17 protein-coding genes and 1 tRNA gene are annotated in these 13,621 nt (G+C 57.6%); 15 read left to right on the top strand and 3 right to left on the bottom strand.

Features of this window, described 5'->3' with window-relative positions; all coding sequences use genetic code 11:
• From J1D76_RS04380 to J1D76_RS04365, 4 genes are read left to right on the top strand one after another with little or no spacing between them, the layout of a single operon-like run.
• Nucleotides 1–1,020: a LacI family DNA-binding transcriptional regulator gene (locus J1D76_RS04380; RefSeq protein WP_421137201.1), complete on the top strand. Its 1,020-nt coding sequence runs from the start codon at nucleotides 1–3 to the stop codon at nucleotides 1,018–1,020.
• Nucleotides 1,021–1,078: 58 nt separating this feature from the next.
• Nucleotides 1,079–1,996 (top strand): ribokinase, encoded by a 918-nt coding sequence (gene rbsK, locus J1D76_RS04375; RefSeq protein WP_421137200.1) that lies wholly within the window; start codon nucleotides 1,079–1,081, stop codon nucleotides 1,994–1,996.
• A complete protein-coding gene (rbsD, locus tag J1D76_RS04370; protein ID WP_421137199.1) occupies nucleotides 1,993–2,397 on the top strand; it encodes a D-ribose pyranase in 405 nt (134 codons plus the stop codon). The genes rbsK and rbsD overlap by 4 nt, the downstream gene beginning before the upstream one ends.
• A 43-nt stretch (nucleotides 2,398–2,440) precedes the next feature.
• Nucleotides 2,441–3,469 (top strand): nucleoside hydrolase, encoded by a 1,029-nt coding sequence (locus tag J1D76_RS04365; protein WP_421137198.1) that lies wholly within the window; start codon nucleotides 2,441–2,443, stop codon nucleotides 3,467–3,469.
• A 29-nt stretch (nucleotides 3,470–3,498) separates the two neighbouring features.
• On the opposite strand, the gene J1D76_RS04360 is transcribed toward J1D76_RS04365, so the two are convergent.
• Nucleotides 3,499–3,711 (bottom strand): hypothetical protein, encoded by a 213-nt coding sequence (locus J1D76_RS04360; RefSeq protein ID WP_421137197.1) that lies wholly within the window; start codon nucleotides 3,709–3,711, stop codon nucleotides 3,499–3,501.
• Nucleotides 3,712–3,844: 133 nt separating this feature from the next.
• Here J1D76_RS04360 and J1D76_RS04355 point away from each other — a divergent pair, with 133 nt between their 5' ends.
• Complete coding sequence (locus J1D76_RS04355) at nucleotides 3,845–4,147, top strand: hypothetical protein (protein ID WP_421137196.1); 303 nt, start codon at nucleotides 3,845–3,847, stop codon at nucleotides 4,145–4,147.
• A gap of 167 nt (nucleotides 4,148–4,314) precedes the next feature.
• The gene (locus tag J1D76_RS04350) at nucleotides 4,315–4,635 is read left to right on the top strand and encodes an I78 family peptidase inhibitor (RefSeq protein ID WP_421137195.1); all 321 of its coding nucleotides are present in this window, start codon (nucleotides 4,315–4,317) and stop codon (nucleotides 4,633–4,635) included.
• A gap of 70 nt (nucleotides 4,636–4,705) precedes the next feature.
• Here J1D76_RS04350 and J1D76_RS04345 read toward each other — a convergent pair whose 3' ends face one another.
• Entirely contained in the window at nucleotides 4,706–4,918 is a 213-nt protein-coding gene (locus tag J1D76_RS04345; protein WP_003179963.1) for a cold-shock protein, read from the bottom strand.
• A gap of 293 nt (nucleotides 4,919–5,211) precedes the next feature.
• A complete protein-coding gene (locus J1D76_RS04340) occupies nucleotides 5,212–5,511 on the bottom strand; it encodes a hypothetical protein (protein WP_421137194.1) in 300 nt (99 codons plus the stop codon).
• A 380-nt stretch (nucleotides 5,512–5,891) separates the two neighbouring features.
• Between J1D76_RS04340 and thrS the strand changes: the two genes are divergently transcribed.
• The 9 genes from thrS (at nucleotide 5,892) to J1D76_RS04295 (ending at nucleotide 13,345) form a co-directional block, all read left to right on the top strand.
• Entirely contained in the window at nucleotides 5,892–7,814 is a 1,923-nt protein-coding gene (gene thrS / locus J1D76_RS04335; RefSeq protein ID WP_421137193.1) for a threonine--tRNA ligase, read from the top strand.
• The gene (infC, locus tag J1D76_RS04330; protein WP_172668659.1) at nucleotides 7,814–8,365 is read left to right on the top strand and encodes a translation initiation factor IF-3; all 552 of its coding nucleotides are present in this window, start codon (nucleotides 7,814–7,816) and stop codon (nucleotides 8,363–8,365) included. Before thrS ends, infC begins: the two co-directional genes overlap by 1 nt.
• Nucleotides 8,366–8,425: 60 nt before the next feature.
• Nucleotides 8,426–8,620, top strand: a complete 195-nt coding sequence (gene rpmI, locus J1D76_RS04325) for a 50S ribosomal protein L35 (protein ID WP_002553160.1) — start codon at nucleotides 8,426–8,428, stop codon at nucleotides 8,618–8,620.
• A 28-nt stretch (nucleotides 8,621–8,648) separates the two neighbouring features.
• Complete coding sequence (gene rplT, locus J1D76_RS04320) at nucleotides 8,649–9,005, top strand: 50S ribosomal protein L20 (protein WP_007905879.1); 357 nt, start codon at nucleotides 8,649–8,651, stop codon at nucleotides 9,003–9,005.
• 109 nt (nucleotides 9,006–9,114) lie between these two features.
• The gene (gene pheS, locus J1D76_RS04315) at nucleotides 9,115–10,131 is read left to right on the top strand and encodes a phenylalanine--tRNA ligase subunit alpha (RefSeq protein ID WP_150715354.1); all 1,017 of its coding nucleotides are present in this window, start codon (nucleotides 9,115–9,117) and stop codon (nucleotides 10,129–10,131) included.
• A gap of 26 nt (nucleotides 10,132–10,157) precedes the next feature.
• The gene (pheT, locus tag J1D76_RS04310) at nucleotides 10,158–12,536 is read left to right on the top strand and encodes a phenylalanine--tRNA ligase subunit beta (RefSeq protein ID WP_421137192.1); all 2,379 of its coding nucleotides are present in this window, start codon (nucleotides 10,158–10,160) and stop codon (nucleotides 12,534–12,536) included.
• Between the two features lie 3 nt (nucleotides 12,537–12,539).
• Nucleotides 12,540–12,842, top strand: a complete 303-nt coding sequence (gene ihfA / locus J1D76_RS04305) for an integration host factor subunit alpha (protein ID WP_002553164.1) — start codon at nucleotides 12,540–12,542, stop codon at nucleotides 12,840–12,842.
• Nucleotides 12,823–13,179 (top strand): MerR family transcriptional regulator, encoded by a 357-nt coding sequence (locus tag J1D76_RS04300; protein ID WP_003179985.1) that lies wholly within the window; start codon nucleotides 12,823–12,825, stop codon nucleotides 13,177–13,179. The genes ihfA and J1D76_RS04300 overlap by 20 nt, the downstream gene beginning before the upstream one ends.
• 89 nt (nucleotides 13,180–13,268) lie before the next feature.
• Nucleotides 13,269–13,345 (top strand) — tRNA-Pro (locus J1D76_RS04295).
• Nucleotides 13,346–13,621 lie beyond the last annotated feature (276 nt).

The raw sequence follows: 13,621 nt of genomic DNA, 5'->3' as shown, positions 1-13,621 counted from the left end.
ATGGCGACGATCAAAGATGTGGCCGCCCTTGCCGGCATTTCCTACACCACGGTGTCCCACGTGGTAAACAAGACCCGTCCGGTCAGTGAAGAGGTGCGGATCAAGGTCGAGGCGGCAATTGAAACCCTCGACTACGTGCCCAGCGCCGTGGCCCGTTCGCTCAAGGCCAAGACCACCGCGACCATCGGCCTGCTGGTGCCCAACAGCCTCAACCCGTATTTCGCCGAACTGGCCCGGGGCATCGAGGATTACTGCGAGCGCAACGGTTACTGCGTCATCCTGTGCAACTCCGATGACAATCCGGACAAACAGCGCAGCTACCTGCGCGTGCTGCTGGAAAAACGCATCGACGGCCTGATTGTCGCTTCCGCCGGTGGCGACAAGGGCCTGGTACTAGGCCTGAAGGGCGTTCGCACACCGATGGTGATCGTCGACCGCGGCCTGGATGGCGTCGACGCGGATCTGGTGCGCATCGACCATGAATACGGCGCCTACCTGGCGACCCGCCATCTGCTGGAATTGGGGCATCGCGACATCGCCACGATCAGCGGGCCGCAAGACACCAGTGTGGCGCAGATGCGACGCGCGGGTTTTTGCCGGGCCTTGAACGAGGCGGGCATCGAAGTCCCAGCGGCGCGCATGCTGGAAAGCGATTTCACCAGCACCGGCGGCTACAACGCAGCGGCGATCTTGCTGGAGCGTAATGCGCCGACGGCGATTTTTGCAGCCAACGACATGATCGGTATCGGCGTGCTGCGCGCCGCCGCCGAGCGCAATATTCGCGTACCGAGCGAGCTGTCGGTGATCGGCTTCGACGATATCCAGATGAGTCGGTATGTGTACCCATCATTGACCACGGTCGGTCAATCGATCCTGCAGTTGGGGGAAATGGCAGCCGAAGTGTTGTTGCGCCGGATTGCCACGCCGGACCGGGGGACCGATCAGCGGATCGTCACACCGAGTATTGTCATGCGTGAGTCGACGGCGCCGCTGGCCGGCGTGTTTGCCCAGTTCCGTTGAAAACAGACAGCCGCCGAATCAACCGCGCCGCTGAAACAGAATCGATGAGTAGCAATGTATGCCAGCAAAAGTAGTGGTAATAGGCAGTTTGAACATGGACCTGGTGACCCGGGCGCCGCGCTTGCCCAAGGGCGGTGAAACGCTGATCGGTGAGTCGTTTACCACAGTCTCTGGGGGCAAGGGCGCCAATCAGGCCGTGGCGGCGGCGCGGCTGGGCGCCCAGGTGTCAATGATCGGATGCGTGGGCAATGACGCCTATGGTGAGGCGCTGCGCGGGGCGCTGTTGGCCGAGCAGATCGATTGTCAGGCGGTCAGCACCGTTGACGGTTCCAGCGGTGTCGCGTTGATTGTGGTCGATGACAGCAGTCAGAACGCGATCGTGATTGTCCCCGGTGCCAACGGTGAATTGACCGCTGGAGCCATCGATCGTTTTGATGCGGTGATTCAGGCAGCGGATGTGCTCATCTGCCAGCTCGAAGTGCCCGATGCCTCTGTTGGTCATGCACTCAAGCGCGGTCGAGAACTGGGCAAGATCGTCATCCTCAACCCGGCGCCGGTCAGCCGCCCGCTGCCGGCAGATTGGTATGCGTCCATCGATTACCTGATTCCCAACGAGAGTGAAGCGTCGACGCTGAGTGGCCTTTCGGTGGATTCCCTGGACACCGCACAAGCTGCGGCCACCCGGCTCATGGCCATGGGCGCCGGCAAAGTGATCATCACCCTCGGCGCGCAAGGCTCGATGTTTGCCGATGGCCAGCGCTTTGAGCATTTCCCGGCGCCGGCCGTCAAAGCCGTCGACACCACGGCCGCGGGCGATACCTTCGTCGGCGGTTTCGCCGCGGCGCTGGCGGCCGGAAAAACCGAGGCCGAAGCGATTCGTTTCGGCCAGGTGGCGGCGGCACTGTCCGTCACTCGTGCTGGTGCGCAACCTTCGATTCCCGCGCTGAGCGAAGTACAGGCGTTCACAGCCTCATGAAAAAGACACCGCTGCTCAATATTGCACTGTCACGCCTGATTGCCTCGTTGGGGCATGGCGACAAGGTTGTCATCGGCGATGCCGGTCTGCCGGTTCCGGCCGGCGTCGAATTGATCGACCTGGCCTTGACCCATGGCGTTCCGGATTTTGTCAGTACCTTGAAAGTGGTGCTCAGCGAGATGCAGGTCGAAAGCCATGTGCTGGCGCAAGAAATCTTTGAAAAAAAGCCCTCGGCCCTTGCCGTGCTGGATGAGCTGAACGCTGAAGGCGCACTGGGTCAACGTGGCGTGCTGCCCCATGAGCAATTCAAGACGTTGAGCCAACAAGCGAAAGCGATTGTTCGTACCGGCGAATGCCAGCCGTACTGCAACATAGTGCTGATTGCCGGAGTAACGTTTTGATCTGTCGCCCGCGTATCGATTTTCCCTGCACAAGGAGTGCGCTATGTATCGCAATGCCCGCAATCTTCATCAATGGCTTTGGAGCCTACTGCTTGTGTCACTGATGACTGCAACGAACGCCCTCGCGGCGCAAAAGATCGACCTGATCATCGACACCGATCCTGGGGCTGACGATGTAGTGGCCTTGTTGTTCGCCCTGGCATCGCCGGATGAGTTGAATGTCCGGGCACTCACCACCGTGGCCGGCAACGTTCGCCTGGACAAGACCTCGCGCAATGCGCGCCTGGCCCGGGAGTGGGCGGGGCGCGAAGAGGTGCCGGTCTATGCGGGGGCGCCAAGGCCCTTGCTGCGCACGCCCATCTACGCCGAAGACATTCATGGCAAGGAAGGGTTGTCGGGCATTACCGTGCATGAGCCCAGGCAGGGTCTGGCCGAAGGCAGCGCTATCACCTACCTGATCGATACCCTGAAGTCGGCCAAACCCCACAGCATCACCATCGCTATGCTCGGCCCGCAGACCAACCTGGCACTGGCGCTGATCCAGGAGCCGGGGATCGTGCAGGGCATCAAGGAGGTGGTGGTCATGGGCGGTGCGCATTTCAATGGCGGCAACATCACCCCGGTGGCCGAATTCAACCTGTTCGCCGACCCGCAAGCGGCCGAAGTGGTGCTCAACAGCGGTGTGAAGTTGACCTACCTGCCGCTGGACGTGACCCATAAGATCCTCACCAGCGAGGCGCGCCTGCAACAGATCGCCGCGCTGAACAACCATGCCGGTCGGCTGGTGGGCGACATTCTCAATGAGTACATCAAGGGCGATATGGAGCATTACGGCATACCGGGTGGCCCAGTGCATGACGCCACGGTTGTCGCTTACCTGCTCAAGCCGCAATTGTTCAACGGGCGTTCGGTCAACGTGGTGGTCGATAGCCGAGAAGGCCCGACCTTTGGACAGACCATCGTCGACTGGTACGACGGCTTGAAGGCACCGAAGAATGCTTTCTGGGTTGAAAGCGGCGATGCGCAAGGCTTCTTCGATCTGCTGACCGAGCGCCTGGCTCGCCTGAAGTAGGTGTCAAGACCCGCCGAGGCCGGCGGGTTTCACTCCTGCACGCTGACTGCTTCGGCCTTCTGGTCTGACAGGTGCTTCTCGAAAATCTGCTCGATGAACAATTGGGCGGCTTCGGTGCCAATGTCCCTGACCAGCAGGTCGATGCCGATAATGGCCAGCTCCTCCGTGGTGCCTGGGCTGTAGGAGCTGTGGCCGTCCTGCCATTTGGCCTTGATGTCGGCGTCGATGCTTACGGTGGTCATAATGGCACTCGTGAAATCGGAGGAGGGGCAGAGTGTCGAGTTAAGCATTTTGCCGGGCTTTTGACACCTCGACTTAGGCATCAAAGCGGGGCCATGCGACACTTGGCCACTGACGAACATCAAGGAGCTCGCCGTGCAGATCGATTTGAACGCCCCAGAGGGCCTGACCCTTGAGGCCGTGCGTCAACTATTCGGTGCCAGTGATGATGAGCACACCCAGTTGCGGGTCACCAAGGACGGTATGGCCTATATTTCCTCGGGGGTTGTAGGCGGTACCGACATCGACGGGTTGCTGTTTCGACTGGAAACCTGGGCTAAGGGCTCCGGGTACGTTGGGCGAGTCGCGGCCAGCGATGAAGTCTGGGTGATGCAGATTTTCAATGCCTTGAAAGACAACTGGCCTAATCCGCCGTACGACTACATCGACGTCTATTGAGCGTTGTTCATATTCAGTCACGATTGCGTGGTTAAGAGCCGGGCTGTGCTCAGGCAGAATCGCTTTTCGTCCGGATCGCCGGCAGGGTTGCGGGTCGTGCCCTGTGAAACCAAACGCCAGTCTGGTTGTCGCACGATCTCAGCTTAATCATTGAATAAGGAGGCTTCATGTCCTGGAAGCTCGCGTCATTGGGTACTTTGTTGGCCGTTGCCACGCTGGCCGGTTGCAGCACTGCGTCTACAGAGTCGGCATCAGCAGAAGTTGCGACGACTGACACGGGTCATAGCCGTTGTGAAGCAAAGGCTGCCGATTTCGCCCTCGGCAAGCAAGCGTCCGCGCAACTGCTTGAGCAGGCACGGACCCGCGCTGGTGCGCAGAGTGCACGGTTCCTGCTGCCAACCGATATGGTGACGCTGGAGTACCGCTCCGATCGCCTGAACCTGAACACCGATGCCAATAAAGTGGTCACCCGCGTCAACTGCGGCTGATCGCCAGGCTTTTGTCTCGCCCATAAAAAACCCCGTCACATGGACGGGGTTTTTTTAGTGCGCCTGGAAATTACTCTGGGCGAACTTGAGCAGCTTGCATACCCTTTTGGCCTTTCTCAGCCACGAAGGAAACGGTCTGGCCTTCTTTCAGGCTTTTGAAACCGTCGCTTTCGATAGCTTTGAAGTGTACGAACAGGTCGTCACCGCCACCTTGAGGAGTGATGAAGCCGAAGCCTTTTTCATCGTTGAACCATTTAACGGTGCCGGTTTGGCGATTAGACATGGTGTATCTCCAAGAAACATATATTTTCAGTAGTACTGTGCTGCTCAGGCCAACTGGGCACACCCGGGTATCATAGTCGAAATGTTCGCTTTGGGACCCCCCCAGACGCACTGATTGCTTTCATATCGCACGTATTTCACTGCCAAGAATGGCTGCAAGCCCCGGTTTCAGCGGGTTTGCGCTGCAAAAAAGGGCAGTAAAAAAACCCGTAAAAGCTGCGTAAATTATGTAATTCAGCCGCTTTTTGGCTGTTTTTATGCCCTGGAACGGCTTCTGGCGTCGCCTGAGAGGCGTTATTTCTGGACTTTGCACACCGAGATTTCTTTCAGTGCGCGCTGGGCGAGCGCAGCACTAGGCGGGTTGTTTTTGTCCATCAGTTGGCCGATTTCCTGAGTGGTGAATTTCTTTTCCAGCACCTCGGCACCGCAAGAGCAGCTTTTCTGGGCCTGCGCCGCGTTGACGCTTTTGCTCGCCGCTGCCGAGCAATCCTTCATGTACTGTTCTTTTTGGCCGGCAGGCCAGGCCGCGTGCGCGCTCAATGGCAATAGAAAGGCCAGTGGGGCTGCGAGGGCGATAAGACGGATCAAGCGCATGACAGGGTTCCTTGGGTCGATGTGTGTGACAATTCTCAATCAATTTGAGCTGGCGCGTATATCTCAAGTTCACTACGCGGCCTGAAAGTGAGGAAATCTTCACGCTCTGAACGCGCAAAGGTTGATAACCGTTCATCTGTGCTAGCATGGCCCGCTCGGGCATTTGCAGGCGCCGACGGACCTTCAGTCCCGGTTGTGGCAGATGCACGATTAACCCTGATTTGAATCCCAGTCACTCTGGTTCGGTTTCCGGTTGGCCGCAAGGCTCCTGCCGCTGTAAGGCAGGCGTTCGTCATTGAATGGCCTGGACCGGATCTTGTACTGGCTCATCCCAACCCACGTGACCTTTGGTAGGGGTCACCACTAGGAGAGGAGGCGCCATGCCAACTATTACTCTTCCCGACGGCAGTCAACGTTCATTCGATCACCCGATTTCCGTAGCCGAGATCGCCGCATCCATTGGTGCAGGCCTGGCCAAGGCCACCGTAGCCGGCAAGGTCAATGGCAAGCTGGTTGACGCCAGCGACATCATCGACAGCGACGCGTCGCTGCAAATCATCACGCCAAAGGATGAAGAGGGGCTGGAGATCATTCGCCACTCTTGCGCCCACCTGGTTGGCCACGCGGTCAAGCAGCTGTACCCGACCGCCAAAATGGTCATCGGGCCGGTCATCGACGAAGGTTTCTATTACGACATCGCCTTCGAGCGTCCTTTCACCCCGGACGACCTGGCCGCCATCGAACAGCGCATGCAGCAGCTGATCGAGAAAGATTACGACGTGATCAAGAAGGTCACGCCGCGCGCCGAAGTGATCGAAGTGTTCAAAGCCCGTGGCGAAGACTACAAGTTGCGCCTGGTCGAAGACATGCCTAACGAGCAGGCCATGGGCCTGTACTATCACGAAGAATACGTTGATATGTGCCGCGGTCCGCACGTGCCGAACACGCGCTTCCTGAAATCCTTCAAGCTGACCAAGCTGTCAGGCGCCTACTGGCGCGGCGATGCCAAGAACGAGCAATTGCAGCGCGTCTACGGCACCGCTTGGGCAGACAAGAAGCAACTGGCGGCCTACATCCAGCGCATCGAAGAGGCCGAGAAACGCGATCACCGCAAGATTGGCAAGCGCCTGGGCCTGTTCCACACGCAGGAAGAGTCGCCGGGCATGGTGTTCTGGCACCCGAACGGCTGGACTCTGTACCAAGTGCTCGAGCAGTACATGCGCAAGGTGCAGCGCGACAACGGCTACCTCGAGATCAAGACGCCACAAGTGGTTGACCGCAGCCTGTGGGAAAAATCCGGGCACTGGGCCAACTACGCCGACAACATGTTCACCACGCAGTCGGAAAACCGCGACTACGCGATCAAGCCAATGAACTGCCCTTGCCACGTGCAGGTGTTTAACCAGGGCCTGAAAAGCTACCGCGAGTTGCCGATGCGCCTGGCCGAGTTCGGTGCCTGCCACCGTAACGAGCCATCGGGTGCCCTTCACGGCATCATGCGGGTGCGCGCGTTCACTCAGGATGACGCCCACATCTTCTGCACCGAAGAGCAGATGCAGGCCGAGTCCGCAGCGTTTATCAAGCTGACCATGGACGTCTACGCCGATTTCGGCTTCAAAGACGTCGAGATGAAGCTGTCCACTCGTCCGGAAAAACGCGTCGGTTCCGACGAGCTGTGGGACCGCGCCGAAGCGGCATTGGCTGCAGCCCTTGATAGCGCTGGCCTGCCGTACGATCTGCAGCCGGGTGAGGGGGCCTTCTACGGTCCGAAGATCGAATTCTCGCTGAAAGATTGTCTTGGTCGGGTCTGGCAGTGTGGTACCCTGCAGCTCGATTTTAACCTGCCAGTGCGTCTGGGAGCCGAATACGTCTCCGAAGACAACAGTCGCAAGCACCCGGTGATGTTGCATCGGGCGATTCTTGGTTCCTTCGAGCGTTTCGTCGGAATCCTGATCGAGCACTACGAGGGTGCATTCCCGGCGTGGCTTGCTCCGACCCAGGCAGTGGTGATGAATATCACCGACAAACAAGCGGATTTCGCCGCCGAGGTTGAAAAAACCCTCAACGAAAGCGGATTCCGTGCCAAGTCTGACTTGAGAAATGAAAAAATCGGCTTTAAAATCCGCGAGCATACCTTGCTCAAGGTTCCTTATCTCTTGGTTATCGGAGATCGGGAAGTCGAGATGCAGACTGTCGCTGTGCGTACTCGTGAAGGTGCTGACCTGGGCTCGATGCCCGTCGCCCAGTTCGCTGAGTTTCTCGCGCAAGCGGTTTCCCGGCGTGGTCGCCCAGATTCGGAGTAATTATTATTAAGCGTGAAATGAGACAAGATAAACGAGCTGCACCGAAAGCCCCGATCAACGAGAATATCTCGGCACGCGAGGTTCGGTTAATTGGGGCTGAAGGTGAACAGCTTGGGATTGTGTCAATTGAAGACGCGCTTCTTAAGGCTGAAGAGGCCAAGCTGGATCTGGTGGAAATTTCCGCCGATGCAGTACCCCCTGTTTGCAAACTGATGGACTACGGCAAATCGATCTTCGAAAAGAAGAAGCAGGTTGCTGCGGCCAAGAAAAACCAGAAGCAGATTCAGGTTAAAGAAATCAAGTTTCGTCCAGGGACGGAGGAAGGGGATTACCAGGTAAAACTGCGCAACCTGGTACGTTTCCTGAGTGACGGGGACAGGGCCAAGGTATCCTTGCGATTCCGCGGCCGTGAGATGGCCCACCAGGAGCTGGGGATGGAACTCCTCAAGCGAGTTGAAGGTGACTTGCTCGAGTACGGTTCGGTCGAACAGCATCCTAAGATGGAAGGACGCCAGCTGATCATGGTCATCGCCCCGAAAAAGAAGAAGTAATCAACAGGGCACGGCAGGCCTTCTGATTATGTTTATCAACTGAATGCGGAGTATCCGAACATGCCAAAAATGAAGACCAAAAGTGGTGCTGCTAAGCGGTTTCTGAAAACTGCTAACGGTATCAAGCACAAGCACGCTTTCAAGAGCCACATCCTGACCAAAATGTCGACCAAGCGTAAGCGTCAACTGCGCGGTAGCAGCTTGCTGCATCCGTCTGACGTGGCAAAAGTCGAGCGCATGCTGCGCCTTCGTTAATTTTAGTCAAGAATAGAGGAAGTAACTCATGGCTCGTGTAAAGCGTGGCGTCATTGCCCGTAAGCGTCACAAAAAAATTCTGAAACTTGCTAAAGGCTACTACGGCGCACGCTCGCGCGTATTCCGTGTTGCCAAGCAAGCGGTAATCAAGGCAGGCCAATACGCCTACCGTGACCGTCGTCAGAAAAAACGTCAGTTCCGCGCTCTGTGGATCGCTCGTATCAACGCTGGTGCTCGTATCAACGGTCTGTCCTACAGCCGTTTCATCGCCGGCCTGAAAAAAGCGTCCATCGAGATCGACCGTAAGGTTCTGGCTGATCTGGCAGTGAACGAAAAAGCGGCGTTTGCTGCGATTGTCGAGAAAGCTAAAGCCACCTTGGCTTAAGTACCCCCGACAGTCACCCGGCCTCGCATCTGTGGGGCCAGGTGTTAAACGTCATAAATAGGGGAAGAGCCTTCAAGCTCTTCCCCTATTTTGTATCTGGAGTCTGTACATGGAAAACCTGGACGCGCTCGTCTCTCAAGCTCTAGAGGCTGTGCAAAGCGCTGAAGATATCAATGCCCTGGAGCAAATCCGGGTTCACTACCTTGGCAAGAAGGGTGAATTGACTCAGGTGATGAAGACCCTGGGAAATTTGCCGGCAGAAGAGCGTCCGCAGGTCGGTGCGCTGATCAACGTTGCCAAGGAGCGTGTCACAGAGGTCCTTAATGCGCGCAAGGCATTGTTTGAAGAAGCCGATCTGGCTGCCAAACTCTCCGCCGAGTCCATTGACGTGACCCTGCCTGGCCGTGGCCAGACTTCCGGTGGTCTGCATCCGGTTACACGCACTCTGGAACGTGTCGAACAGTTCTTCACCCACATTGGCTACGGCATCGCCGAAGGGCCCGAGGTCGAAGACGACTATCACAACTTCGAAGCGCTCAACATCCCAGGCCATCACCCGGCCCGGTCGATGCATGACACCTTCTATTTCAATGCGAACATGCTGTTGCGCACCCATACCTCGCCGGTACAGGTCCGCACCATGGAGTCGAAGCAACCGCCGATCCGCATCGTCTGCCCAGGCCGTGTGTACCGCAGCGACTCCGATATCACCCACTCGCCGATGTTCCACCAGGTCGAAGGCCTACTGGTCGATCGCGACATCAATTTTGCCGATCTCAAAGGCACCATCGAAGAGTTCCTGCGGGTGTTCTTCGAGAAAGAGCTGGCGGTACGTTTCCGTCCTTCGTACTTTCCGTTCACCGAGCCCTCCGCTGAAGTCGACATGGAATGCGTGATGTGCAGCGGTAAAGGCTGCCGAGTCTGCAAGCAGACTGGCTGGCTGGAAGTCATGGGCTGCGGCATGGTTCACCCAAACGTGCTGCGCATGTCCGGGATCGACCCGGAAGAGTTCTCGGGCTTTGCCTTCGGCATGGGCGTTGAGCGCCTGGCCATGCTGCGTTACGGCGTGAACGACTTGCGTCTGTTCTTCGACAACGACTTGCGGTTCCTCGCGCAATTTCGCTAGTCGTAACGAATTCTTAGGAGAGCAGGATGAAATTCAGTGAACAATGGCTGCGTGGCTGGGTTAGCCCGCAGGTAAGTCGCGACGAGTTGGTTGCTCGTCTGTCGATGGCCGGTCTTGAGGTCGATAGCGTGACGCCGGCCGCCGGTGTTTTCAGTGGCGTGGTAGTTGGCGAGGTGTTGAGCACCGAGCAGCATCCAGACGCCGACAAGCTGCGCGTATGCCAGGTCAGCAACGGTTCGGAAACCTTCCAGGTGGTTTGCGGTGCGCCCAACGTGCGCCCGGGCCTGAAGATTCCGTTCGCCATGATCGGTGCAGAGCTGCCAGGCGATTTCAAGATCAAGAAGGCCAAGCTGCGTGGCGTTGAATCCAACGGCATGCTGTGCTCGCAATCCGAGCTGCAGGTCGGTGAAGGTAACGACGGCCTGATGGAACTGCCGGCCGATGCGCCGGTGGGTGAGGATTTCCGCGTTTATCTGGAACTGGAAGACGCCAGCATCGAGGTCGACTTGACCCCGAACCGCGGCGACTGCCTGTCCCTGGCCGGTCTGGCGCGTGAAGTCGGTGCGTTGTACGCCGCTCCTGTGTCCCGTCCAGTCGTGGCTTCGGTGCCTGCTGCCCACGACGAAGTGCGCTCGGTAGAAGTGCTGGCGCCGGCCGCGTGCCCGCGCTACCTCGGCCGCGTCATTCGTAACGTTGATCTGTCCAAGCCTACGCCGCTGTGGATGGTTGAGCGTCTGCGTCGTGCCGATGTGCGCAGCATCGACGCTGCCGTCGACATCACCAACTACGTGATGCTGGAACTGGGTCAGCCGTTGCACGCTTTCGATCTCGCCGAAATCAATGGCGGCATCCGCGTGCGCATGGCCGAAGAGGGTGAGAAGCTGGTTCTGCTCGACGGTCAGGAAGTCAGCCTGCGTAGCGATACGCTGGTGATCGCCGACCATTCCCGTGCGCTGGCGATTGCCGGTGTCATGGGTGGTGAGCACAGCGGTGTTTGCGCGACCACACGTGACGTGTTCCTTGAGAGTGCCTTCTTCGACCAGATCGCCGTGGCCGGCAAGGCCCGTTCCTATGGCCTGCACACCGATGCCTCGCACCGCTATGAGCGAGGTGTGGACTGGCAGCTCGCCCGCGAGGCCATGGAGCGCGCGACTGGATTGCTGCTGGACATCACTGGTGGTGAAGCGGGTCCGATCATCGAGACCGTCAGCGAGCAGCACCTGCCGAACATTGCGCCAATCACCCTGCGTGCCCAGCGCATTACCCAGATGCTGGGTATGGAAATGGATTCGGCCGAAGTGGAGCGCCTGCTCAGCGCTTTGGGTCTGACCATCACTGCTGATGGTGCAGGGCAGTGGCGTGTAGAAGTACCGAGCCATCGCTTCGACATCAGCCTGGAAGTCGACCTGATCGAAGAACTGGCGCGCCTCTACGGCTACAACCGCTTGCCGGTTCGTTATCCTCAAGCGCGTCTGGCACCGCAAGCCAAGGCCGAAGCGCGTAGCGACCTGCCTGAATTGCGCCGTCTGCTGGTTGCCCGTGGTTACCAGGAAGCGATTACCTACAGCTTCATCGATCCGAAACAGTTCGAGCTGTTTAATCCAGGTGTTGAGCCGTTGTTGCTGGCCAATCCAATTTCCAACGACATGGCGGCCATGCGTTCGTCCTTGTGGCCTGGTCTGGTCAAGGCGCTTCAGCACAACCTGAATCGTCAACAGGATCGCGTGCGTCTGTTCGAAAGCGGCCTGCGTTTCGTGGGACAGTTGGAAGGCTTGAAGCAAGAGCCGATGCTGGCCGGTGTTGTTTGCGGTAGCCGTTTGCCAGAAGGTTGGGCGCAGGGTCGCGATACCGTCGACTTCTTCGACGTCAAGGCTGATGTCGAAGCGGTTCTGGGTTTTGCCGGCGCACTGGATGCCTTCACTTTTGTGCCGGGCAAACACCCAGCGCTGCACCCGGGCCAAACCGCACGCATCGAGCGTGAAGGTCGCCTGGTGGGCTTCATTGGCGCCATCCACCCTGAGTTGTCGAAAACCCTCGGTCTCGACCGTCCGGTGTTCGTCTTCGAGTTGGTCCTGGCTGAAGTGGCGTCGGGTAAAATGCCGCAATTCCACGAGTTATCGCGCTTTCCTGAAGTGCGTCGTGACCTTGCACTGATCGCGCATACAGACGTTGCAGCCACGGCTGTACTGGACGTAATCCGAGAAAATGCAGGCGAATGGCTGACAGACCTCAGGCTATTTGACGTGTATCAGGGTAAAGGCATTGATCCTGATAGAAAAAGCCTTGCAGTTGGCTTGACCTGGCAGCATCCATCGCGCACTCTTAATGACGATGAGGTGAATACCGCAACGCAAAACATCCTCACCTCGCTCGAACAAAGGTTGAACGCCACGTTAAGGAAGTGACGTATGGGGGCTCTGACGAAAGCTGAGATGGCGGAACGTCTGTATGAAGAGCTGGGCCTGAACAAACGGGAAGCCAAGGAATTGGTCGAACTGTTTTTTGAAGAAATCAGGCACGCGCTCGAAGACAACGAACAAGTCAAATTGTCCGGTTTCGGCAATTTCGACCTTCGGGACAAACGCCAGCGGCCTGGCCGCAATCCGAAAACGGGGGAAGAAATCCCGATCACGGCTCGCCGTGTGGTCACCTTTCGTCCAGGGCAGAAGTTGAAGGCCCGAGTTGAGGCTTATGCTGGAACCAAGTCATAACGACGAGCTCCCCGTCATCCCGGGCAAACGCTACTTCACCATTGGTGAAGTCAGCGAGCTGTGCGCGGTAAAGCCGCACGTACTGCGTTACTGGGAGCAGGAGTTTCCTCAACTCAACCCTGTCAAACGCCGCGGAAACCGCCGGTATTATCAGCGCCAGGATGTGCTGATGATCCGGCAGATTCGCGCGCTTCTTTACGATCAGGGATTCACCATCGGCGGAGCGCGCCTGCGTTTGTCCGGTGATGAAGCCAAAGACGACACCACCCAATACAAACAAATGATCCGCCAGATGATCGCCGAGCTCGAAGATGTATTGGTGGTCCTCAAGAAATAAATTCCTGCTTTTAAATACTTCCAGTTTTCAAAAGCTTGCGATATATTCTTGAACGTTCCTCGAGAAGAGAAACGAGTTTCACGCCTAGTCGGGGCGTAGCGCAGTCCGGTAGCGCACTAGCATGGGGTGCTAGGGGTCGAGTGTTCGAATCACTCCGTCCCGACCATATAATTCAAAGGGTTGCGAGATTTTATCTCGCGACCCTTTTTTGTTTTCAGGTGTTTTTACCCCCACAAAACGCCCGGCTCTTAATGGACATTTCGATGTGATACCACTATCGGAGTTTGCCCAGTGGACTTCGATCATTTTTCGATATTGAGCTGTGTCGGTCGTAGTATGTGACGTTCGATGATGGGCTGAGAAATCAGTAACGACCAAAGGCACATTACGGCTGTCGCTATAAGAGATATCATCCCGCCATCAGCCCAAGAGGGGCCCCTTG

This window comes from Pseudomonas sp. NFX15 (assembly GCF_049132105.1).
Taxonomy (GTDB): domain Bacteria; phylum Pseudomonadota; class Gammaproteobacteria; order Pseudomonadales; family Pseudomonadaceae; genus Aquipseudomonas.
Note: the sequence above shows the minus strand (reverse complement) of the source record. Positions and strands in the feature narration are given on the sequence as shown.